The sequence below is a fragment of the Alteromonas sp. S005 genome (assembly GCF_036864475.1).
GTDB lineage: Bacteria > Pseudomonadota > Gammaproteobacteria > Enterobacterales > Alteromonadaceae > Alteromonas.
The window spans coordinates 13,600-37,290 of record NZ_JAZETN010000020.1 but is presented as its reverse complement, the minus strand read 5'-3'; the positions used below and the strand labels follow the sequence as shown (position 1 = coordinate 37,290).

Below are 23,691 nucleotides of genomic sequence, written 5' to 3'. Positions count from 1 at the left end.
TTACAGGGGTTTGCAAGGATAACGCGTTTCTATTGCAAACCTTTCCCCCCCCCTCAAACGAAAAATTAATCTATCCAGCTGTAAATAAAGGACTTTTTAGTTGGTACACCCGTTGCAACAGTTATTGTGAACCCAAAATATTAAGGAGAGTATTATGGCTACACAAACTTCAGCAAAACCACAAAACGTTAAGACAACTAGCACTAACGGTGTGGCTGAACCAAGTCACCCGGTAACGGATCAACTAAAAGACACCCTTCATGCATCAGTAGATAAGTTAGCGGATAGTGCGGGCGTGGCGGAAGAAAACATTCGTCGCACAGCTTCATCGTCTGCAGAAAACATGTCGGAAAGAAAACGTTTAGCAGAGCAAAAGTGGCAGGCATCAAAAGTACGCCAGTACGCAATTGAAAACCCTATTCAAACTGCAGGTATTGCTTTTGCAGCAGGCATGCTAGTTACATCACTTCTACGTAAGAAGTAAAGTTATGAAAGTACCAGATTTTCACAAAGCACGTTATACAACGTGCCATGAAAATCCATTTCGCCTGACGCCGCCTTCGGCGCAGGCGATATTTCGTGTAAATAATGGAAAAGAAGGTAACCAGGCTTCGTCACAAAATGGCGAACAATCAACGCAACAACAATATCCCGACCCGTCATTCTCTGACGTATTTAACGCACTCAAGGAAGCATTTTCTCAGAGAAAAGAGCAAGGCTTTGCATTTCTTGAACTCACCAACAGTGAACTCATGCTGGTTAAGAAGAGTTTTTTCGTCACTGTCTTTGCGTGTCTTGCAGCATTTGCCGTTGGTACGGTTTGTTGGCTTATCTTAAATATCGCTGTAGGCGCTATACTTCACAATGCTGGCGTGCATTACGTTGTAGTACCACTTGTGTTATTGATACTAAATAGTCTTGCGGCATTTGGATTCTTCAAGCTTGCTCAGAACGCATTTGGTTATCTGAGTTTAAGCAGATTGATTCAGACATGGCGTAGAGTTCTCGGATAATACACACGGCAAATGTATACACCGCGCATTGGCGATTTAATCCACTGTTAAGCAAGTGAGGTAATTATTATGAACATCTTTTTAAAAGCGAATATACGAGATATTGCGCAAAAAGAACATGCTTATTTTGCCCAGAAACATCATGCAGATATTGCACTTACACAAGCAAAAAGGCAATGTAGATTAATGATGGGAAAGCCTGAGACTTTAATTGCTATCAGCTCTGCTGGAGCATACAAAGGAGCAGTAGACGCTAAACCTAAAGCAAAACGCAATCAAGCGTTAACAGCGATAGGCAGAACTGCGTTATTTTCATTGTTTCAGTGATCACAGTACTAAGGAGTTTGTGAGATGAACACGAAAAGAAAAATAAGAAATAGCCGTATACTTGTTGCCGCTATCAGCACAACACTAAGCCTTGCGATAGTTGGTTGTTCGTCGACACCAGTCGCAGCCCCTACCCCCTATAAGTCAGCCAATTCCAAAACTGCTTATGGTTATTCAAGCGAAAAAGTATCTGAAAACGAGTACAAAATTCTTTTTAAGGCGACTGATAAGACGCCGGCTGACAAGGTTCAGCAATTCGCTTTGTACCGCGCTGCAGAGATTGCGCAAGAACAGGGGTATAGTTATTTAACGGTATTGAAAACAAACGTTGATAAAAAACCTGTCATAGCTAGGGAAGTAATGGCTGGAAAAGAAAAGCCGGCTGTATTTCAAACTGACAGACAATGCACCATGTCCGGCTGTAATGAAGTAGCTCAGCCAATGGAAACGCCTAACTCTAGTGACGTCGTAAAGACGCGAATTAATGACATTTACTTCACTATCAATGTAAGAGTCTCAAAAGATAAAGCAAGCTTGGGTAAAAGCGCGTTTTCAGTACAAGAGGTGCTTGCAGAGCCTTTAAAACCTAATAAGGGATAAGCCAAATGCCTTTCTCACTTTCGACTAAGCAAGCTGCTCAGCATGTAATGCCCATAGGTTCGAGTTGCGGGTGAACCATAAAAGGCTGCTCTACTAGTGAAATGCTTTTCAGAATTTGAACGATGGTTACTGAAAAGCTTCTCCCCATTTTTATCAACATACACTTATTTTTCGCAACAATTTAACTAGCTACTTTTATTACAAAGCCGTATTGCGGTGATGCAATTCACCTTAAGTCACTGCCTTCTGATCACTTTGTTCTAATACTTTACTAGATTTATAAAATAACTACGTGATGCCGAAGAGGCTATGCCGTCAAATACAAATTTGGGCTTTTTCACACTCCAATCGTCAATTTTCATTCAACATCAACAATTTTAATGGCCCGTTAATCTTCTATTAATGTTGTACAAAAGTCTCCGTCATTATAGCTAGCTATCATTGAAATCATGAACTGCAAAGCAGATTTCAAGGCCTGAATTATTTATCAGATGCAGGCCATTAATCAACATAACCGAGCCAAGCAGTAACATGTATTTATTTTGCAAATGACTAAGGAGTCAGGCATGAAAAAGCTAAGCACATTAATGACAAAAACTACCCTTGTAGCAACCACTGTTATGTTAGTAACAGGCTGTAGCGCAGTGGCAAAACCTCAGATGGGAGAGTCATACAGCCAAAATTCACCTGTTTTAAAAGCGCGAGCGTTAGACAATGCATTGCTGTACTCAGATGAGTGCATTACAGAACGTGAAGTCGTAGCAGCGCAAAAAATGTGGGGCGAAGGTATTGTAAGAATTGGCGCGGTGTTTAGTAATGACGGAGATTACTCTGGTGAAGCCGCTGATTTTATACAGGACATGTACGGATATGATTTAAGTAGTGTACTGTTTAAACCCACGCTTGCATCGAATGACCAGTTTCGCTCAAGCTTTGATGCAGCACTTTCTTACTTTGTTGGTGGAAATGACGCTTACAAAGAAGATAAGGGTTTTGCTATTAAGCCTTATACAAACGTGAAGTTCGATAATGTTGGAATCATCAACAACAGTTGTCGTATGGCCGTGGCTATGGGCAACTACTTTTTTACTGACACAAAAGGTGGGGAAACAAAAGTAGAGTATACCTTTGCCTATGTTAAAGACAGTGACGGAGATCTGCGTATCGTTGCTCACCAGTCCTCTTTACCTTACAACCCAAATACTAACTAGATAACGCTCCGCCCCTCAACTGTTGAAGATTACGAGGGGCAAAACACTCTCCCTTTTATAGACAAAGCGGTTTTTTTCCCTTTCGCTTTGCCTCTTTTATCACATTTAATGAGAAAAACTATGAGCGAGAAAAAAATCGCGAACCGCTTTGTACTAATTCTTTTGCTCGCGATAGGTATAAACGTGGAATCATATGCCGAATCGGATTTTCAATCTTGGAATGCACTTGCTCTTACAGGAGATGTTGACGATAAAGGGCAATGGCAATTCTGGTTTGACGGCCATCTGCGCTTCAAAGAAGACGCATCCCGCCTTGGAGTCTCTATTGTTCGGCCTGGTATTGGCTATAAACTATCAAATGACACAACGTTGTGGCTGGGCGCAGCAAGGGTTACCATCGAAACCGACGACCGCTCAATCGATGAAGATAGGTTGTGGCAACAAGCTACATATTCACTCGGCAGATTTATGGGTGGTACTGTGTCAGCACGAAGTCGCTTAGAGCAGCGTTACAGAAGCGAGGAAAGTGATGAAGTTGGCCACAGATTCAGACAATTTGTTAGGTGGTCAAAAGCGTTAAATGAAAATTGGTCGATGGTCGTTTGGGACGAGTTATTTTTTGGTTTGAATAATACTGATTGGGGTCAAGACAGCGGATTAGACCAAAATCGGCTATACGTAGGACCAGCGTATCAAATGAATGAAAAGTGGCGCGTTGAGTTCGGGTATTTAAACAATTATATAGATTTGCCTGGACGCAATACCAATGCCATTACAAATCACAACCTATCTCTAACCTTTTTCGGAAGTTGGTAATAAGCAAAAAGGAACTCGTACCATGAGCCTTTGCTCTTTGTTATTAAAATAGTGAGACAAAGGCTTTTCTTAGTCATGTAAAAAATGCATTCATTTGTGTAATCGTGACCTTCATCGTCACCAACTTTTCTTTAAAAACCCTACCTAAATAATATTTAACCTATAATTTTCATACACTTGCATATTAGGCATGAAGATAGCATTAGTCATTGTGAAAGTAACGGAAGCAATACGAGGATCAAGTTATGTTAGGTTGGGCAATCACATTTTTTATCATCGCCATTATTGCAGCAGTTTTTGGTTTTGGAGGCATCGCAGGTGCAGCAACAGGTATCGCACAATTTCTTTTCTTTGTGTTTATCGCGTTGTTGGTAATTTCACTTATCGCTAATGCGTTACGTGGAAAAGCACCAAGGGCCTAGGAATATTTTAACAGGAAAAAGGAGTAAGGATATGTTTTCATTTAAGAATTTATCAAAGGTACTAGTAGCATCAGCATTTGCACTATCACTAGCAGCATGTGGTGACGGTGAAGCAGAAGACGCAGGCGAAGAATTAGACGAAATGGTTACCGATGCAGGTAACGCCGTTGAAGACGCTTGTGAAGATGTGAAAGAAGGTGTAGAAGCCGAAGATAAAGATTGTTAATCACGTCTTTATGACAGAAGGGCCAGACTATAGTCTGGCCCTTTTTTGTATAGATATTCTTAACTTATTCTTTTTAAGAGACTTCTTCACCACCTAGCTCTCGAGCAAGATCATCCAGTGTAGATAGCGTAGAATCAAACTCACCTACCCCATAACGATATTGCACGCTCACATGGTGATCGGTACGCCCAAACTTCACTCTTAACCCTTCAGCATCAATATGCTTAACGGTATTCAAAAACCGATACGCAGACATTTCGGTTTCAAATTGAAACTCAACACTGTTTTCCATTCATTTTTCCGGTTACGCCACTATTTCAGGGTGAGCACTGATTACTGCCACGACACGTTGAAGCAGATCATTGTCCGCTTTATTTATCGATTCATAAGATAACCAGTCAGCAAGAATGTCGGAAGCAGTCGCCGCCTCCCCTTGTTCCAACTTTGATGTCATCATTTGTAGCTGTACGCTAGAGCGTATTGAGGCATCAGCGTCTGGGCTAGGCATACCCGTCGCTACCTCTAATGCAACCGTCAACCACTGTCTATCGTGGTGACCCGCTGCACTGCCAGTAGACTGAACAAGTAAACTTGACCAACGCTTACCTAACGTTTCTGCTAACGATTGTTCATCGCCACTGCCCTCGCCAACGCTCAGTTGAAGTAATGAGACAAGCGCTTGAGCCCGCGCTAAGCGAGCTTGCAACTGCGCATTATTCGCTAGTATCTCTCGCTTGTTTTCAATCGTGTCTAACTTTCGTTCAACTTTGCTGCGCTGCCCTTTAGACAGCTCGCTTAGTTGAGCTTGAACGGCATTAACAGCTAGTGCAAAACCAGCGTCATCACTGTTAATGTCGATAGCCTCAATTTGGTTTAACAAGGAATCTACTAACGCATTCGATGCATTGGCCTGCAGCTTACGCTGCGCTTTTAAACGCTCAAAAACTGTGTCGTTTGCAGCTTTAAACTCTGCCCACAACTTGCTCTCTTCGCGTTTACCAGCGTGACCTACTTGTTTCCATTGCTTTTGCAACTGCTGACCCTTGTCGGCAGCGTCTGTTATATCCTCGTTTGTCGAAAGCTGCTGAGCCTCAGTAACCAGAGCACGCTTTTGTGCTTGGTTCTCAATTTGCCATTGACTCACTTTAGCTTGTATAGGTGAAGAAACTGCCTTCCATTCTCGCTTTAACTGCTCGTATACATCGCGCTCAACCTGACCTGCGCTGTGCCACTTTTTAGATGCTCTATCAAACACCTTTACCAACTGAGCTTCGGGCATATTAATATCCATTGCCTTAACGGTATTGATGATTGATTCACGCTGTTCCCGCGCGGCTGCACGTTGCTCATCTAGCTTAGCGTAATGCACTCTACAAGGCTCGAACGCCTTCTCAAGGGCAGCATCGAATTGGAGCTGCAATTGGTCCTCACTACTTTCGTCGTTATTTGACGATGACGGTGTTAGCGATAACCATTGCTTGCGCAGATATTTAATGGCGTCACTTCTTTGCTTAATGTTGTCAGGAGTCGCATCTGCCAACGCTTTGGCCTCCGCCACCAGAGCTGGCTTACGCGGTGCTGCAAGGTAATCCTGCCAGCCTTCTAATCGTGATACATCATCCGCAGTCTTCACAAAGCGCTTCTCCACGCTCTTTTTTGCAGAACTTGTCAATGCAGAGTAAGTTTCCTGAAGCTTAGCAAACCTTGAAATTGCAACGCGAAACTTACCTTGAGAAATTAAGTTATCAATAACGCTTATGTGTTTACGTACATGTTTTACTTGCTCGTTCTCTTTGTTTCTTAGCGCTCGCTCTTTGGCATTAACACTGTTTTTCGCCGTGTTGAAGCGCTTAGACAAATCTTTAGGTACGGCGTCGATTTCACTACTGAGTGCGTTATACGCTTGCTTTGCTTCGTCAAATTGAGTTTTAAGGCTCTGCAAACTCCGCTCTGAGGCCAGTGCGTCGTTTGCTACGCTTTCATCACTAGACGCAGAAGCAACCTCTTTTTCCCCGCCTAAGTTGCGGTCAATTTCTACTTTATCGCTATCATTTTCAAAAGCAATTTTGCCGGCGATATCTTCAAGAAACTGAAGCTTAATTAACAGCTTTTGCCCGTATTGCTGCTGCATAGAGAAGCGATCAAGCTGTTCATTTAACGCATCAACCTCACGCTTAATTTCTGCGATACGCTTTTCAGCGGTAAGATCACTACCTAAACGAGTAAGCTGTTCCAAAGTAGCTTCTACACCGCGCACACTTTCATTAACGGTAGCCACGTCTGCAAGCGTCGCTTCACATAAGCGATTTTTGTATAACCAGGAAACTTGTTCCTTTGCATGAGTTAATTGCTGTTCGCATAATGCTTTTGTATTGGCACGTTGCGAAGCTTGTTGCTTTTCTTCCCATGCAGGCCGGATACGACTTAAATATCGTTCTACTTGTTCAGTTATGCGACTACGCTTTTCTTCGTAATCCGCGCGTTCTTCCTCAACCAGCAAATCAATTTGTGCAAATAGCCCAGTTAGCTCGCCTTCTAAATCGTTGCGCTTCTCATCAATAGTTTCAACGTCAGACTTATCAAGTAATGCTTGGTATTTAGATAACACCAAGGTTAACTGCTTTTTAAGCTCCACTGGGCGTTTTGCAGCCTCTTTGATTGCGTCGATCCGCCCATTTATTTGGTCAGTAAGCGCATCATCTGACACTTTCTTCGCAAGCTTCTGCAAGTCCGCCACGTCTGAATGTGCGTTGATTAATTGAGCCTGCAGTTGGGGACTTGCCCCCTCTAAAAAGACAAACTGGGTAAACGAAGGTTTCGCCACCTTTTCAATCAGTGCGTTAGCTAGACCATCATCCTTTAAGAGCATGGGCTTATTTTTCAACATTTGCGGTACTAACTGCGCTACTAAATCAGCGTTGGCCGTCTCAGTTAAAAAAGAGAATATCTCTTGGCGGGAAAGTGTAACTTCTCCTTCACCTAATAAAGCGGCTTTTACCTTTCTATCAGCTGTTTTTCTAACGCGAGACTGCTTTGCAATTTGCGACATTTTAAGCCACAGCACAAAGCTGTTAAGCTTTTCAAGTGCTGCAAGACAGACATTGGCATCTTCATCATTAAATGCCAGTTCGTGAAGAATTGTTTTTTCCTGTGCCTTATCGGGAGAAAGATTCTCTATTGCCTGCATCCGTTTCTCAGGCTTTGGGCTTTGGTGTGAAGGCGCAAATATACGACTAAATATCATCCTGTTTAAACCGCGCTATTGTATTTTTATCTTCCTGCTCATCGCGTAACGAGCGTTTAAAGTCGGCTTTGCTTTTATGCACAATTTCGCCGCTTTCGCCTACAGTCATGTGTTCAGAGGACCTTTCTATTTTAGATTGGTACAGCATAACAGCCTGCATGCTGCTTGCTTTCTGCTCGTCATTTAGAGGTGTGCCATCTGGCCACTTACCGGTTTCAACAGCCTGACGCAGACGCTCGTAAATCTCCGGCGTCATGCTGGCTACAAGTGCTTCTATATTCATTTAGGAAAAACGCTTTATGTAAACAATTCGCGCGCGATTTACTAAGTACCATACAAAGCCAACCACAGCGCCCAAAATAGCTAAATTGTGTTGCAAGTCGCCCGGGCGGGTTCCGCCCCAATACATGAAGCCAAAACTCGCAACAAATATGAGCATAGCAATAAGCGACTGGTTCTGGATACTCGCTAATTTTTTAAATCTTTGTAAGCTTTGTTTACGCTCTATATCTTCCGAGGTCGCGTCCCCGATTTTAAAATCGCAGTGAGGGCACGTCTTCGCTTTATCAGATGTTTTCTTATTACATGAAGGACAGTCAACTAATGCCATATGTTGCTCCTGTTTACTTGGTGCGAATTAGAAATGCTTGAGCGTACTTAAGTGCGCCAGCATTTTACGCGGACGGGTATCATACTGAAGTTCATCACAACAATGAAGTCGATTCTGTGGATTAGCCTCCTCGTTACAAAACAAAAATGCGCAGGGTGTTAACTTTTGTACAAAGTTCACCACTGCGCATTTTTACCTGCTGCCTTTTCGGTTCGCTTATTCGCCTAAAGACTTAAACAGAGGCAGTACCAAAGATAGTTTTAATGCTATTTTTTGTGTCGAGACCAGTAGTCGTTGACTGTTTCTTTCATTTCCTTACACAGCAGCATGATGCCAAACAAGTTGGGAAGCGTCATTACAACAATTGCCACGGCAGAAAGCGCCCAAACAAGTGTGGTATCGGAGAATGCTGCCCAAACAAAGCCTGCCACGTAGATTACGCGATACGGCATCACCGAGCGTGGACCAAGCAAGTAGGTCATAGCGCGATCGCCATAATAAGACCATGCGATAGCGGTCGAGAAAGCGAATAACATTAGGCCGATGGATACAATGTACTGCCCTGCGTCTCCAAAGAAACCACGAGTAAAAGCAATAGTGGTTAGCGCTGCTGAGTGAACTAGCGACTTGCCGCTTACTTCAAGATTATCTTTAACCGGTTTTCCATCGACAATCTTTAATGTGCCGGTAAATAAATCTTCACTACCTACTGCGTACTTCACGTCTTCTGCTATTGAACGTGCATTAAGTAGGGTAAACCCGTCGCTTACGGCAGTGCCGTTAACAACGGTAATTGAACCGGTGTAAGGTTCAACACTGTTTCCTTCAATTTCGTTCAAATAACCATAAAGCTTGTTTACGTCTGCTTGATTTGTATCGTCGTATTGGCCTGCTACGAAGTACATGTCTGAACGGTCGAATACGTTTTCGTGTTTTTCTTTCCAAACCCCTGACGACAGAATAACTAAACCAGTAACGGTACAAATTAAAATAGTGTCGATGAAAGGTTCAAGCAGTGAAACCATACCTTCTGACGCAGGCTCTTTTGTTTTTGCAGCTGCGTGAGCGATAGGGGCAGAGCCTTGACCCGCTTCGTTTGAAAACAGACCACGGTTAACACCACGGTTGAATGCGTAAGCTAGCGAAGCCCCTAAAAAGCCACCTGCGGCAGCTGAACCAGTGAATGCATCACCAATAACGGCGGCGAAGGAAGGCCCAATGTTCTCTAGGTTTGCAAAAATCACGGCAAGTGCACCAATAAGGTAGATCACGGCCATAACTGGAACAACCCGCGCTGTAAACGCAGCAATACGTTGAATACCGCCAAGAATTACAAGGGCTAGAAGAATACCTAATACGCTTCCTACCACCCATGGCTCGAAGCCAAAGGTAGCCTCAATACTTTGTGCTATACCATTACTTTGTGGAAGGTTACCCGTACCAAATGAACTCACCACTGTGGCAATGGCAAAGGCTACTGCCAACCACTTCATGTTAAGGCGACGGTCCATATAGTACATGGGGCCACCGGCCATGGTGCCGTCTTCTGTCTTAACTCGGTATTTATGTGACAAAGTAACTTCTACAAATTTGGTTGTCATACCCAAAAAAGCGGTTACCCACATCCAAAATAGTGCTGCGGGACCACCAAGGAAAATAGCGAAAGCAACACCTGAAATGTTACCTGTACCTACGGTACCAGACAATGCAGTAGTTAGTGCACGAAAGTGCGTTGTATCACCTGGATCGCTCTCTTTATCAAACTTACCAGTCACAACCTGCCAAGCGTGTTTAAAAAAACGAATTTGCGGAAACTTAAGATAAACCGTAAAGAAAAGACCTACGCCTAATAGAACATAAGGAAACCAGAACGCGCCCCCTAAGAATCCATCGAGCATAGTTAGAAAACCATATAACCCTTCCAACGTTATTCCCCTTTTTTATTATGTGTAATTGTTGTTTTATTTTAGTAATTAAAAGGCCTCTTTTTGTCGAGGCCTTTTTTGCAGAAGCTTTTGCTTCCTTATTTTTATTTTATTGCTCTGATGCTTTTAGCTTTTTAACAACCGCATTCACACCAATAAGTAAATCTTCACCTAATTGACGGCTACGCTGTACCGACCAACCGTAGATTTCATCTGGCACATCTGCGTTGTCTTTAAATGGCATCTCTACCGTATATGCCATGCATTTGAATTTCTCGCCCACCGCATTTGAAGCCACGGTTAAATTAGCTTTACCAGGCTCATCTTTATCGTAGCCAAATTCATCTTGAAACTCTGGCGTAGCGTTCAACAGCGCATCTTTAAACGTATTTTCAAGCATTTTGATGGTGTCATTGTAGCTAGGGTTACCTTCGCTTCCTGCTACAAAGTTGTACGGCAATGCTTCATCACCGTGCAAATCAAGATACATATCTACACCACTTTCACTCATTGCGTTGAGTACATAAAGCACTTCTGGGCTTTTTTCCTGCGTAGGTGTCGCCCACTCGCGATTAAGATTGGTTCCTACAGCGTTGGTACGCAGGTGACCGCGTGCGCTTCCGTCTGGGTTCATATTTGGCACTATGTAGAACACAGCGTTATCAAGCAAATGTCGAGCCAAGCCATCTTGCTCGTCTAACAAACGGTAGATAATACCTTCAGCACACCACTCGGCCATAGTTTCACCAGGGTGCTGACGTGCAGTGATCCAGACTTTTTTCTTTTCTGGCGTTTCTTCACCGATAACCAGCATAGACATATCGCGGCCATCTAGGGTAAGGCCTAAAAACTTATGCTCGCACAATAATGACATTTGCGCGTCGTGCACAAGATCAAGGTGGCGTTCGTAGCTATACGGAATGAAATACGCAAAGTAAACGCTCGGCTGTTCTAGCGTTAGTGAGAACGTAAGGTTATCGCCGTCAAATTCGCTAGGAATTCTAAACCAAGTTTGACGGTCATAAGATGCAAGAACGTTATAACCCTTCCAACCTTCTGGATACGCTGATTTTGCCAAGTTACCTATGGTCATTGTGTGAGTAACAAAGGTTTCGCCGACTAAACGAAAATGGAACCACTGTGCAAATTCAGATTGGTTATCATTAGGGATGGTGAGACGAATATCGTCTGGTGATTGTGCGCTAACTACTTCAATGTTACCGCTGTCGAATTGACTGGAAATATGCATAGACTGTCGTTTTCCTCATTATTTGGGCGCTAATTTAGCATAGACGTAAACACAAATTCCACGCACACAGCGGGTTTTGTACTATCAAGAGTATACAAAATGTTTACACCATCAAAAAACCGACCACTTGGGTCGGTTTTTTGTACAGTTAAAAGTTCGACTTTTTAAAGGCTCACTTTCAATGCTTTCAATTTAAAGTGGTAATGTAGGGAAGCTTAGCCCTGCCATATCACGAACCACGCGCAATACCTGACAGCTATAACCAAACTCGTTGTCATACCACACATATAGTGTCAGGCGGTTATCTGCAGCGATAGTTGCCTGAGAGTCAACCACAGACGCAGCGCGAGAGCCGACTAAGTCTGTTGATACAATCTCTTTACTTGCCGTGTAATCAATTTGGTGTTGAAGCTTTGAGAACAACGCGGTATCGCGCAAGAACTCGTTTACTGCAATGCGATCCACCGGCGTTTTAAGGTTTAGGTTCAAGATCGCTAGCGATACGTTTGGCGTAGGTACGCGAATAGCATTGCCGGTAAGTTTGCCTGCCAGTTTCGGATAGGCTTTTGCTACGGCTTTTGCTGCGCCTGTTTCGGTAATAACCATGTTAAGTGGCGCGCTACGTCCGCGACGGTCGCCCTTGTGGTAGTTATCGATAAGGTTTTGGTCGTTAGTGTAAGAGTGAACGGTTTCAACGTGACCGTTTTCAATGCCATATTCTTCGTCTAGCGCTTTTAGTACCGGCGTAATGGCGTTAGTCGTACAGCTAGCAGCAGATACAATTGTATCTTCTGGTGTGACTTCTTCGTCATTTACACCATGTACGATGTTCTTGATGTCACCTTTACCAGGGGCAGTAAGGATAGCTTTCGCTGCGCCTTTCGCTTTAAGGTGAAGACCAAGGCCATCGCGGTCGCGCCAAATACCTGTGTTGTCTACGATGATAGCGTTATCGATACCATATTGCGTGTAATCCACTTCATCTGGGCTGTTGGCATAAATGACTTGAATGTATGAACCGTTCGCTTTTAATGCATTGCGTTCGTGATCGACCGTGATGCTCCCATTGAATGGCCCATGTACGGAATCGCGACGAAGTAAGCTCGCACGTTTTTCTAGGTCGCCATCGCGTCCGCCTCTAACCACAATGGCACGTAGGCGAAGCTTGTTGTTTTTACCCTGACGCTCAATAAGCAAGCGAGCAAGTAAACGACCTATACGGCCAAAACCATATAGTACAACGTCCTGAGGTTTCTGATCGTCCTCTTTGTCGGCAACGTCGTTTAGTTTTTCGTTAAGGTAGGCCGTAAGGTCGTTGTTGTCGACCGCAGAACCGTAGTGAAAATCAAAAGCCAATTTACCAATATCAATTTGTGCAGGAGCAAGCTTCATGGTGCTCAAAGCTTCTAAAATAGGGTAGCTTTCGCGTAGGCGTAGCTTGATACCTTCGTGCAGACGCACTTTGCGGTGCGCTTTAATAACATCAATAGCACTGGCGTTCAGTAGCGAGCGTCCATAAACTGAAATTTCAACTGCCTTATTGCGGTACAGTTTACCAATAAGGGGCAACATCATTTCTGCGTATTCCTGACGCTCTTGCCAGCTGCTTTGTAATTCCTGCTCAAACTGTTGATTCATGCTTCTGCCTTCATCGATATTAATTTAACGGTGTTGTCATTGTTGAATGCGCGGCTTTTTTTAGTTGGCACAAACGCTCTCAACTATTCCTAATTACGCGTCAGCTTTTTATTATTTTTAGGGTACACTAGGTGAGTTTTCGCCTGACGGTGACGAGCAGTATCTTAAATAAACAAGCAAGGAAGACCAAATTGTTGATAAGTTTCAAAACCTCTATGAAAACTCGTACAACAACGAATTTATTTAGTAAGTTTCCAACAAAAGGCCGTGCAGCTACACTTTTGTTAGCAGCAGCGTTTAGCGTTGCGGGCTGTGGCGATCTTTTTGAACCTACTATCAGCGAAATATGTGAATCTCATAGCGAGATTTGCTTAGATTTGAGTTTAGATGCGCGCTGTCGCGCAGAGCGTGCTGAGATTATTCGGCTTCGTTACTACAACCAAGATTCGAAAGACGAGGCTTATAAATACCCACTTCTTTTAAACTTCGAGGAATACCTAGAGTGCGTCGAAGAAGCACAACATATCGAACACGTGAAACGAAAAGGCAAAGAGGCAACGAGACTCAAGGGCGTTATCACTGCTCAGCGTGAAATTAAACGCCTTAGCCGAGAAACGAAAAACTCGTTCGACCCTTATCTCTCTTATTATCATTGGACACGATATAACAACAAAGATGCATATCATCGCTTCGAGCGCTACGCAGCTAGCAATCAGGTGACCGATCCAAAATTATTAGTTGAACTCGCTTCTGTGCAAATAAAAACAGACCAGGAGCGAACCATCAAGACTCTCTACCGCGCGCTAAGTTTGTATACGGATAGCAGTGATATTGATGTCAGTATCTTCTACTCTCTCGCGTCGGTGGGGATGGACAGAGAGAATTATCGCCTTGCTTATGTGTGGTATGGAGTCGCTGAAAACTACGACGAACGACTAAATGAAACTCAACGTATACAGCTCGGTCAGAAGTACGCACTGCCTGTTGAGATATTGGACAATATTGTCGATGAAATCGTCAGTAATCTGGATAGTGCCACCTTCGATGCAGGTTCGTTAAAGCTCGATAATCTTTGATTTTTTGAAATTCAATTACACAATTTCATTAGTAAATAATTAAAAAAACCGCCGTTTATGGGCGGTTTTTTTGATGTTGATTTTAAAGCGCTCAACGTAAGGTTAAAATTTAACCAGATGTTTACCTTATACCAGTCGCATAGGATTGATGTGCCTTCCAGCTTGGCCATTTAGCCTTTCACTTTTATATCGTCTTCACCCTTGAATGTCATTGATAGCGAGTTTACGCAATAACGCTGACCGGTTGGTGCTGGTCCGTCGGGAAAAACGTGGCCTAAATGTGAACCGCACTGTTTACAGAATATCTCTACTCTGCGCATTCCGTGAGTCAAGTCTTCTCTATAATCTACGTTGCCGTCATCAAGCTGTTTGTAAAATGAGGGCCAGCCACATCCGGCGTCAAATTTGGTATCTGAAGGAAAAAGTGGTGCTTCACAGCACTTGCAGACGTACAAACCATCCCGCTGTTCGTCTAGCAACACACCGGTAAAAGGCCGTTCAGTGCCGGCTTCGCGACAAACGTAATATTCCTCGTCGCTAAGCTCAGTTTTCCAGTCTTTTTCAGTTAGTGATGCGTTTAGGTTCTTATCTGTCGACATAAATTACCTCTTAAACAAAAAAGGTGTATTTGAGAACAAATACACCTTTCCATAGTTTACGCTCAAATATGAACGTTTGTACCACTATTTATTTAACACTATCTCTTGATAGCAGTTTGTGGACGCGCCGGATCACTCCACTCAATGTGATACTTCTTGCCCGCAGGCTTATCTACACGCTGGTAGGTATGCGCGCCAAAGTAATCGCGCTGGCCTTGTAACAAGTTAGCTGGCAGCACTGCAGTGCGATATGAGTCGTAGTAGCTAAGCGCAGACATCATTGCTGGGCACGGAACACCAGCAAGCGTTGCCTGAGCTATAGACTCCCGCCAGTCAGCTTGATACTGCGTAATTTGCTCTGCAAAGAACGGATCCATTAGCAAGTTTGCTAAATCTTCATTCTTTTCGTATGCCTGAGAAATAGACTGAAGAAATACGGCGCGAATAATACAGCCTGCACGCCAAATTTTAGCTATTTCACCAAATTCTAATGTCCAGCCGTGTTCTTTGCCTGCCATTGCCATTAACTGGAAGCCCTGTGCGTACGCACAGATTTTAGAGCAATAAAGCGCTTGTTCTAGCTTGTTGATGATCGACATTTTCTCATCATCGCTGAATGATGGCGCATCAGGGCCTGCAAGGACCTTGCTCGCAGCTACACGCTCGTCTTTCAAACTAGAGATACTGCGAGCGAATACTGCTGAAGTAATAGTCTGTGCAGGACTACCAACTTGTAGCGCACTGACAGCAGTCCAAAGCCCAGTACCTTTTTGGCCCGCTCTGTCTAATATAACGTCAACCAGTGGCTGTTGCGTTTCAGGGTCCATTTGTTCAAGGACTTCTGCGCTGATTTCCATCAAGTAACTGTTAAGCTTGCCTTCGTTCCATTTTCGAAATACTTCTGCAATTTCTGCAGGCGCCATATGAAGCGCTTCGCGCATAACATGGTAGGTTTCGCAGATCAGCTGCATATCGGCGTATTCAATGCCGTTATGCACCATTTTCACGTAGTGCCCTGCCCCAACGGGACCGATGTAGGTAGCGCATGGTTCGCCTTCTAACACTGGCTGACCAGGAGTATGGCTTTCTAATGGTTTACCTGTTTCTGGGTCAACCTTTGCTGCGATGGCTTTAAGCACTGGTTCAATACGAGTCCACGCATAAGGGTTACCGGATGGCATCAAAGATGGTCCGAAACGAGCGCCAACTTCACCACCTGACACCGCGGTAGAGAAGAAGATGAACTTGCCTTTGTACTGTTCTTCACGGGCTACTGAGTCGGTCCACAAGCTGTTGCCAGTATCAACCACGATATCGTCAGCGTGAATTCCCGCGTCAATAAGGTGATTACATACGTGGTCTACAGGATCGCCAGCAGGCACAGAAATAATAATAAGGTGCGGGGCTTTTAACTTACTTAAAAGCTCGGTGTAAGAACTGCAGCCTTCAACACGAGGCTCAGTATTTTCGGCTCTTTCGCTCGCGTCTTTGGCAAGAATAGATTCAACTTTATTTTGGTCTAAATCGAAACACGCTACACGATAGCCATGGTCCACTAGGTTCATGGTAAGGTTACTGCCCATAACCCCTAAACCGATAAAACCAATATCACACGACTTGTCTTCGTGCGAATTACCACCTTTCTTTTGCATAGGAACACCCTCACATTTCAGATGGCTGCGCATGATACCACCAGAAAGAATAAAGAACAGCTTAAGCCAACAATTTAGCGCGCACTGGTGTAATTGTCACCAGCGGTAAACATTAACAGGTTTTGTAAGCTAGTTTAGCCAAGATATTGGCACGCATTCAGCACCTAGGTTACGCGCCTTCACCCATGCTGTATGAAATTCATACAAAGGTAAAGACTCTGTTTCTTATTCAGCTAAAGTGCACCGGGTTTAGTGCACTGGGTTTAGTGCCGTTTAACGGTACTCTAGAATTCTTTAAAGTCACTCTTAACCAAGTATAAGGTCGTATTGTGAGCCATTATGCTATCCAGAGAACTGAGAGAAACTGAACAAGGTTAGCGATTTGCTGGCCTGTAGAAACACCTTCTGAATGCAAATTGAAGGCTGTTCTTCAAGCGAGCTGTAGCGCGTATCCAGGTGCATGGTCCACCCTCCCCTGGGTATGACAGAAGGTAGGTGAAAACGCACGTCGCTTTCACTTGCATTCACACACAAGAACCAGTGTTCGGGTTTTTGCTCGCCCATGGCACACCCTTTTATTTCAACGCCAAATGCTTTGTTGTGGTGTGCATTCCAATCTTCTGACGCTTTGTCCGAACCATCGGGCTTATACCAATTAATTTCTTTAACGTTTCTTGATAGCGTAAAAGTATCATCGTGCAGCTTTAGTTCGCTTAACAGTGACGACGACTGACGCAAGCGCAATACGTACCGGCAGAAGCTAAGAAAATCTTGCTTACGCTTGTTTAATTCCCAATTCATCCAGCTAATAGGGTTGTCCTGACAATAGGCATTATTATTGCCATTTTGCGTGCGGCTTAATTCATCGCCACCAAGAATATGCGGTGTACCTTGCGAGAAGATCAGAGTTGCAAAGAGATTACGCTTTTGACGCTCACGCATAGCGAGAATTCGCTCGTCATTCGTTTCCCCCTCAACACCATAATTGGCAGACAGGTTGTGCCCATGGCCATCTCGGTTTTCTTCTAAATTATCAAGATTGTGGCGCTCTGCGTAGGTGACCATATCATGCAGCGTGAAGCCATCGTGATAAGTCACATTATTAACTGACGTGCTAATATGTCGCCGACCTTTGTGGAAAATATCTCGTGAGCCCATTAAGCGGGTAGCGAAGTCCGCAGTAACGCCATCGTCTCCACGCCAGAAGGCGCGCACCGTATCGCGGTATTTATCATTCACCTCTAACCATGGAGAAGGAAAGTTACCCACTTGGTAGCCGCCAGGCCCAATATCCCAAGGTTCAGCGAGAAGCACCTTATCTTTTAAAACAGGGTCGCTACTAATGGCTCTTAATAGCCCAGATTTTTTGTTGTATTCTTGTGGCTCTCTTCCCAGGCATACTGCTAAATCAAAACGAAAGCCGTCAACGCCAATTACAGATACCCAATGACGCATAGCATCTAAAATAAGCCCCATCATAAATGGCTGCGCGGTATTTACCGTGTTACCACAGCCAGAGTGGTTGGAATAAACTAACTCTCCGTTTTTAGCTTGTTCTAGCAAATAAGCTTGGTAAGGGCAAAACCCCTTATAAGAAAGAATAGGGCCGCCATTGCCTGCCTCTGCTGTATGGTTAAACACCACATCAACAATGACCTCCAGTCCGGCTGTATGATAAGCATCTACCATAGATTTCAGTTCAGCAAGGGCGTCTGACACACCGTAGCGTGGTTCAGGCGCAAAGAAGTTAACCGGGTTATATCCCCAATAATTGGTTAAGCCCTTCTCTGTAATAAATGGTTCAGGCATGAAGGAACACAACGGCATAAATTGCACCGTGGTTATGCCTAATGCTTTGAGATGCTTGATGACACTCGGATGGGCAGCACCGATAAATTTGCCACGATGTTCTTTAGGTACATCGGGATGGAGTTTTGTAAGCCCTTTAATATGTGCTTCGTAAACTACTCGCTTGTGTTTCGGGATAACAGGCGCGCTAACATGACTGGGCGCATAGTCATTTTGTTCAATGACTATACATTTGGGGATCATAAACTGAGAGTCGTGTTTGTATTGCCTTGCGTCCCATTTAATTGCGCGACTAATTTTCTTGGCATAAGGGTCGATCAGCAGTTTGTCGGTGGGTACTGCATGTAACCCTCCCTCACCGCGTTCTACGCGATAACCATAATATTGTCCTGCGCTAACGCCGCTGTAACGACCGTGCCAAACATCGCCAGTTTTCTCTGGCAAAGGATGCTCACTCACCGCCTCTTCTGTGTCACTATTGAAAAAACACAGCACGACCGCCTTCGCATCGGGCGCGTATACGGCAAAATTACAACCATCTTGTGTAACTGTTGCGCCAAGTGGATATGCCTTCCCCATTCCACTTTCTACAATTAGTGCGGTGTCTCGAATTTCGTTCACTTCGTTCTCAATTTATCTCTTCACTAGGGCGTGCCGCCCTAGTCGGATTAATCCACATTGGCAACATAAAATACCGTGGCTAGCGGCGGTAACGTGATTTCTGCAGAGTGACTACGCTCGTTCCAAGGTATGGTTTGCGTATTTACAGTAGAAGCAACGTCGTAGTCACTCCCCCAATATGCACCATCATCAGTGTTTAGTGCCAGCGTTAGCGTGCATGCATCATCTACGCCTATTCTGAAGTTCTGACGCGGCACAGGCGTAAAATTAGATACCACATATACTTTTTGCTTCGCATTTTTTGACATACGAACAAATGAAACTACGCTCTGGTCTGCATTATTGTGGTCCAACCAAGCAAATCCTCCAGGTTCGTGGTCTTGCTCGTAAAGCGCTGGCGTAGACGTATAGAGGTGGTTGAGCGCCTTATAAAGCGATTGAATGCCTTTGTGTTTTTCGTAATCGAGCAAGTACCAGTCTAAACTACTGTCATGGTTCCATTCACGTGCCTGCGCAAGCTCGTTCCCCATAAAGTTAAGTTTCTTACCGGGGTGACCATACATAAAGCCTGCGTAACAACGCAGGTTAGCGGCTTGCTGCCATTCATCGCCAGGCATTTTGTGCAGCATACTGCCTTTGCCGTGTACCACTTCATCGTGCGAGATAGGCAGCACAAAGTTTTCGTCAAACGCGTAAACCATGCTAAAGGTAATATCGCCATGGTGATAGTTGCGATAGGCGGGGTCTTTAGCGATGTAGTGTAATGAGTCGTGCATCCACCCCATGTTCCACTTAAAGCCAAAGCCCAAACCACCATCAAATACTGGACGAGACACCTTGGGAAACGACGTTGATTCTTCGGCAATGGTCATGGCGTCAGGGAAGTGCTTGTACACTTCTTCATTCATCCATTTCAGTAAGCTGATGGCTTCGTAGTTTTCGTTGCCACCATCCACATTCGGGATCCACTCTCCGTCATTGCGTGAATAGTCGAGATAAAGCATGGATGCCACTGCATCAACCCTGAGTCCGTCAACGTGAAATTTGTCTAGCCAAAACAATGCGTTTGCAACTAAAAATTGACGAACTGTGTCTTTGCCGAAATCGTAAATGCAAGAATTCCAATCCGGATGCCAGCCTTTTCTCGGATCTTCATATTCATAAACACAAGAACCATCAAACCTAGCTAAACCGTGGCCGTCTTCAGGAAAGTGCGCTGGTACCCAGTCGATAATTACGCCAATACCTGCTTGGTGAGCCTTATCAACAAAGTATTTAAATTCATCTGGGTTTCCGAATCTGCTGGTTGGTGCGAACATTCCCACGGGCTGATAGCCCCACGAACCGTCGAAAGGAAACTCGGAAATAGGCAACAATTCAACGTGAGTGTAACCCATATCGCTGACGTAACTTATTAAGTCATCGGCCAGCGCTTTATAAGTAAGGTAGCGCGCATCAGTTTCAATACCCGGGCGCTTCCAAGAGCCAAGGTGCACTTCATAAATGCTCATTGGGCTGTTGTATTTGTTCCCCTTTCGCTTTTCCATCCATGCGCTATCATTCCACTCATAGTTATTGTGGTTGTAAATTTTCGAAGCATGAGAAGGATACTGCTCTGCACTAAAGCCAAGTGGGTCAGCCTTGTGCGGAAGGTCGTGGCCGTGTGCATCTTTAATGTGATACTTGTAGCGCTCTCCCTCTGCGAGTTCTGGCACAAACAGTACCCAGTATCCCATAGAGGTCTTTTCCATAGGATGCGTGCGGCCATCCCACTGATTGAAATCGCCAATGAGCGACACCGTGCTTGCATTGGGCGCGAAAACGCAGAACCTGACACCTTTTATCGCATCGCCTTGTGTTGAAGTGAGTGTTAAAAGTTGCGCGCCCGCTTGCTCGTACAAGTTTGAAGGCTTGCTATCGATGTAGTGTACCGCATGATACGCCTGCTCGGAGAATTGATAAGGATCGATATAGCCCTTATCGTTGTCCAAGCCTGCGGCGATAACACGATAAACTTCACCCTGATATTCTTTAGGTAGAGGTGTTTCAAAAAGACCATTGTTGGAGGTTACGGTTAGATTTGCTAGCGCTGTATTCTCCCATTTAATCGTTATTTCACTGGCATTGGGGTGCCAAACGCGAAGTATCGATTCTTGTTTATTGGTAATTACACCTAAATGGGAAAACGGCTGTGAACATAATACCTGTTCAAACTGCTGCGCTAATTGCATTCGCTACTCCTAGTAAAAACCCGCATGGCAGCGGGTTGAATTGTGAGCTTAAATGCGTTGACCACATTTAAGCTCTGTCTAGTACCGTACTGATACTCTATCTTACTCGTTTAAGTTACCCAGGCAACATACTATTACCTTTATTTGATAATAGTAATTAACCTTGACTTGCTTGCTTTCTGGCGTGAGTAAGTTTAGTCGCTAACTCATTTATATCATGTCTATCAAACATCGACTCGATATTCTCCGTTAGTTTTCTACGCCAATTTGGGTACTCATCAAATGTACCGGGGATGTTCACCGGCTTATCCATTTCTAACCAGTCTTCTAACTGAAGGCTTAACAGCGCACTGGAACCACCTGCCATATGCACCTGCATACCGTTATTTAAATCGCGATTCATTCCCGTGTGATTCACATCGCGACCTACATTGTCGCCAATTGAGCCGTGTCCGTGCAAAGTATTAAGAATCGCTTGTTTATTTTCATGACGATCCGCATAAAGCGTTTGAAGAATTTCTTCTGTTGGATATAACCCTATTTCTTTACCCAACTCTAAATCTAAACAGTGCCAGTAACCAATCAGCGTTGGCATATCGTGAGTAGTCAAGGTCGACATCGATTGAACAGGATAATGGCTAGGTGAGAAGAAACCGCCGTCTTCTGCTTGTTCGAAGAAAAATACGCGGTATGAGTACACGCCATTGTCGGCGAGCTTGCTTCGAATTTCTTCAGGTACGGTGCCTAAGTCTTCACCAATAACCAAACTTTCATTACGATGACTTTCTAGCGCTAGGATACCGAGCAAGTCATCGACTGGGTAATAAACATAGCCCCCCTCTTTCGCGTGGTCGCCTTTTACTACCCACCACAGGCGGAGTAACGCCATAACGTGGTCGATACGCAGAGAACCAGAAGAGGCCATGTTCGAAGCAAACAAATCAATAATTGGCTGATAGGCCTGTTCGTAAAGCTTGCGAGGGTCCATAGGCGGTAGGCCCCAGTTTTGGCCAAGTGGGCCCAAAATATCTGGTGGAGCACCTACACTTGCCCCTGTGCAGTACAGGTCTTTGTTACCCCAAATCTCGGCACTGCCTTCACTCACGCCAACAGCAAGGTCGCGATAAAGACCAATAGTCATGCCGGCATCGGTTGCTTTATTACTTGCTGCTTCAAGCTGTTGGGCGGCAATCCACTGTAAGAACAAGTAAAATTTAACGTCTTGTTCGTTTGCACTCTTAAACTTGGCAACGGCTGGGTTGTGATAGTCTTTGTATTCTTGAGGGAATACCGGCCATCCCCAGCTCTCTTTGCCTTCAGCTTTTAGGTGCGATTGCAAGGCGTCGTACACCGCTAGCATATCTAAGCTTTCACCGCCCGCTTCTATAAAAGCTTTAAACGCTTTGTTTTGCTTGGTGTTTTTACGAAGATATTGAGCATCATAAACATCAAATACCGCTTTAAGCGCGGCCAATTTCACATGGGCTACAGCTTCGTAGTCTACATGCTCAACGTTACGAGCATGTTCAAGCGTAGCTTTAAACTCATCACTGTTAACTACCGCTTGCACTGATGCATCGTCGTAGCCGTCGATAGCAGTTACATCGATATATAAATAGTTTAACCAGCGACGAGAGCTTGGTCCGTAAGGCGAGCACGCGTTAGGATTTGCAGGGTAAAGCGCATGAATAGGATTCAGTCCGATAAAGTCTGCACCAACGCCAGCGGCTTTTTCAATAAGCAGTGCTAAATCAGAAAAATCACCAATCCCCCAGTTCTTTTCGCTGCGAACGCAGTAAAGTTGAACGCTTAAGCCCCATATTTTTTTGCCTTCTTTAATTTCGTTTGGCGTGTAGCACGCTTCTGGTGCCACAATTAAGCGAGAACGCGCAAACTCATCGTCATCAGCGCTTAAGGCTACATCGTGATAACCGAGTGGCAAATCCAAAGGCAGTGTTACTACGTACTCATGAAACTCTACATCATCGATATGCGCCATTGTCGTCATTTCTTGATCTACTGGCGTAAACTGATGGGTGAGTACGTCACCATTTTCACATGTTACGGTAAGCGTGTGGTCATCGTTAACCAACTCGATAGGTAAACGAACAGCTAAATTAATTTCTTGGGTATTTCGTACAACCTGAACAGGATTTAAAGGCGACAACCATACCGATTTAATGTCTTGCGTTATTTGTGACTGAATTTTTTCATCACTGCTGGTGTCATAGCCAAGCGTGTTTAGCAGTTTCGCTTTGCTTGATTCTGCGATGGTTGCTGGTTTTCCCCATGCGTCGACGTATTGGGTTTCAATTCCCCGCATTTCAACCAGTTGTTGCAGAAGTTGTTGTGTCATGGTGTGTCGTTCCTGTTATTCGGTGAAAGACGCATAGGCCAAAGGTGCAAAGTGCGTCTGCAAACA

Annotated in this window: 21 protein-coding genes; 9 read left to right on the top strand and 12 right to left on the bottom strand. The window is 44.4% G+C overall.

Annotation, left to right across the window (positions count from 1 at the left end):
• The first annotated feature begins 154 nt into the window (after positions 1–154).
• From V7R55_RS17710 to V7R55_RS17675, 8 genes are all read left to right on the top strand, one after another.
• Positions 155–484 (top strand): DUF883 domain-containing protein, encoded by a 330-nt coding sequence (locus V7R55_RS17710; RefSeq protein WP_334060567.1) that lies wholly within the window; start codon positions 155–157, stop codon positions 482–484.
• 4 nt (positions 485–488) lie between these two features.
• A complete protein-coding gene (locus V7R55_RS17705) occupies positions 489–1,013 on the top strand; it encodes a hypothetical protein (RefSeq protein WP_334060566.1) in 525 nt (174 codons plus the stop codon).
• A 69-nt stretch (positions 1,014–1,082) separates the two neighbouring features.
• Positions 1,083–1,340, top strand: a complete 258-nt coding sequence (locus V7R55_RS17700; protein WP_334060565.1) for a hypothetical protein — start codon at positions 1,083–1,085, stop codon at positions 1,338–1,340.
• A 24-nt stretch (positions 1,341–1,364) separates the two neighbouring features.
• Positions 1,365–1,940, top strand: a complete 576-nt coding sequence (locus tag V7R55_RS17695) for a CC0125/CC1285 family lipoprotein (RefSeq protein WP_334060564.1) — start codon at positions 1,365–1,367, stop codon at positions 1,938–1,940.
• Positions 1,941–2,506: 566 nt separating this feature from the next.
• A complete protein-coding gene (locus V7R55_RS17690) occupies positions 2,507–3,151 on the top strand; it encodes a phosphoribosyl-AMP cyclohydrolase (protein WP_334060563.1) in 645 nt (214 codons plus the stop codon).
• Positions 3,152–3,271: 120 nt separating this feature from the next.
• A complete protein-coding gene (locus tag V7R55_RS17685) occupies positions 3,272–3,967 on the top strand; it encodes a DUF2490 domain-containing protein (RefSeq protein WP_334060562.1) in 696 nt (231 codons plus the stop codon).
• Between the two features lie 245 nt (positions 3,968–4,212).
• Complete coding sequence (locus V7R55_RS17680) at positions 4,213–4,389, top strand: DUF1328 domain-containing protein (RefSeq protein ID WP_025255564.1); 177 nt, start codon at positions 4,213–4,215, stop codon at positions 4,387–4,389.
• 31 nt (positions 4,390–4,420) lie between these two features.
• Positions 4,421–4,615: a hypothetical protein gene (locus tag V7R55_RS17675; protein ID WP_012518775.1), complete on the top strand. Its 195-nt coding sequence runs from the start codon at positions 4,421–4,423 to the stop codon at positions 4,613–4,615.
• Between the two features lie 73 nt (positions 4,616–4,688).
• On the opposite strand, the gene V7R55_RS17670 is transcribed toward V7R55_RS17675, so the two are convergent.
• The 7 genes from V7R55_RS17670 to V7R55_RS17640 form a co-directional block, all read right to left on the bottom strand.
• A complete protein-coding gene (locus V7R55_RS17670) occupies positions 4,689–4,907 on the bottom strand; it encodes a hypothetical protein (RefSeq protein ID WP_334060561.1) in 219 nt (72 codons plus the stop codon).
• Between the two features lie 12 nt (positions 4,908–4,919).
• Positions 4,920–7,859 carry a DUF349 domain-containing protein gene (locus V7R55_RS17665; protein ID WP_334060560.1) on the bottom strand — a complete coding sequence of 980 codons (2,940 nt, stop codon included), beginning with the start codon at positions 7,857–7,859 and terminating at the stop codon, positions 4,920–4,922.
• Positions 7,849–8,142 carry a YeaC family protein gene (locus tag V7R55_RS17660; protein WP_334060559.1) on the bottom strand — a complete coding sequence of 98 codons (294 nt, stop codon included), beginning with the start codon at positions 8,140–8,142 and terminating at the stop codon, positions 7,849–7,851. Before V7R55_RS17660 ends, V7R55_RS17665 begins: the two co-directional genes overlap by 11 nt.
• Complete coding sequence (locus V7R55_RS17655; protein WP_118494035.1) at positions 8,143–8,469, bottom strand: zinc ribbon domain-containing protein; 327 nt, start codon at positions 8,467–8,469, stop codon at positions 8,143–8,145.
• A 266-nt stretch (positions 8,470–8,735) separates the two neighbouring features.
• Positions 8,736–10,394: an alanine/glycine:cation symporter family protein gene (locus V7R55_RS17650; RefSeq protein WP_334060558.1), complete on the bottom strand. Its 1,659-nt coding sequence runs from the start codon at positions 10,392–10,394 to the stop codon at positions 8,736–8,738.
• Between the two features lie 109 nt (positions 10,395–10,503).
• Entirely contained in the window at positions 10,504–11,643 is a 1,140-nt protein-coding gene (locus tag V7R55_RS17645; RefSeq protein ID WP_334060557.1) for a M14 family metallopeptidase, read from the bottom strand.
• A gap of 192 nt (positions 11,644–11,835) precedes the next feature.
• A complete protein-coding gene (locus V7R55_RS17640; RefSeq protein ID WP_334060556.1) occupies positions 11,836–13,281 on the bottom strand; it encodes a glyceraldehyde-3-phosphate dehydrogenase in 1,446 nt (481 codons plus the stop codon).
• Positions 13,282–13,472: 191 nt separating this feature from the next.
• Between V7R55_RS17640 and V7R55_RS17635 the strand changes: the two genes are divergently transcribed.
• Positions 13,473–14,357 carry a DUF2989 domain-containing protein gene (locus V7R55_RS17635; protein ID WP_334060555.1) on the top strand — a complete coding sequence of 295 codons (885 nt, stop codon included), beginning with the start codon at positions 13,473–13,475 and terminating at the stop codon, positions 14,355–14,357.
• A 170-nt stretch (positions 14,358–14,527) separates the two neighbouring features.
• On the opposite strand, the gene msrB is transcribed toward V7R55_RS17635, so the two are convergent.
• The 5 genes from msrB to malQ form a co-directional block, all read right to left on the bottom strand.
• Positions 14,528–14,956, bottom strand: a complete 429-nt coding sequence (gene msrB, locus V7R55_RS17630) for a peptide-methionine (R)-S-oxide reductase MsrB (protein WP_334060554.1) — start codon at positions 14,954–14,956, stop codon at positions 14,528–14,530.
• A gap of 98 nt (positions 14,957–15,054) precedes the next feature.
• Positions 15,055–16,608: an NADP-dependent phosphogluconate dehydrogenase gene (gene gndA / locus V7R55_RS17625; protein ID WP_334060553.1), complete on the bottom strand. Its 1,554-nt coding sequence runs from the start codon at positions 16,606–16,608 to the stop codon at positions 15,055–15,057.
• Positions 16,609–16,950: 342 nt separating this feature from the next.
• A complete protein-coding gene (gene glgX / locus V7R55_RS17620; RefSeq protein WP_334060552.1) occupies positions 16,951–19,038 on the bottom strand; it encodes a glycogen debranching protein GlgX in 2,088 nt (695 codons plus the stop codon).
• Positions 19,039–19,085: 47 nt separating this feature from the next.
• On the bottom strand, positions 19,086–21,269 hold the full coding sequence (gene glgB, locus V7R55_RS17615; RefSeq protein WP_334060551.1) for a 1,4-alpha-glucan branching protein GlgB: 2,184 nt from the start codon (positions 21,267–21,269) through the stop codon (positions 19,086–19,088).
• 157 nt (positions 21,270–21,426) lie between these two features.
• Positions 21,427–23,625, bottom strand: a complete 2,199-nt coding sequence (gene malQ, locus V7R55_RS17610) for a 4-alpha-glucanotransferase (RefSeq protein ID WP_334060550.1) — start codon at positions 23,623–23,625, stop codon at positions 21,427–21,429.
• Between the last annotated feature and the right edge of the window lie 66 nt (positions 23,626–23,691).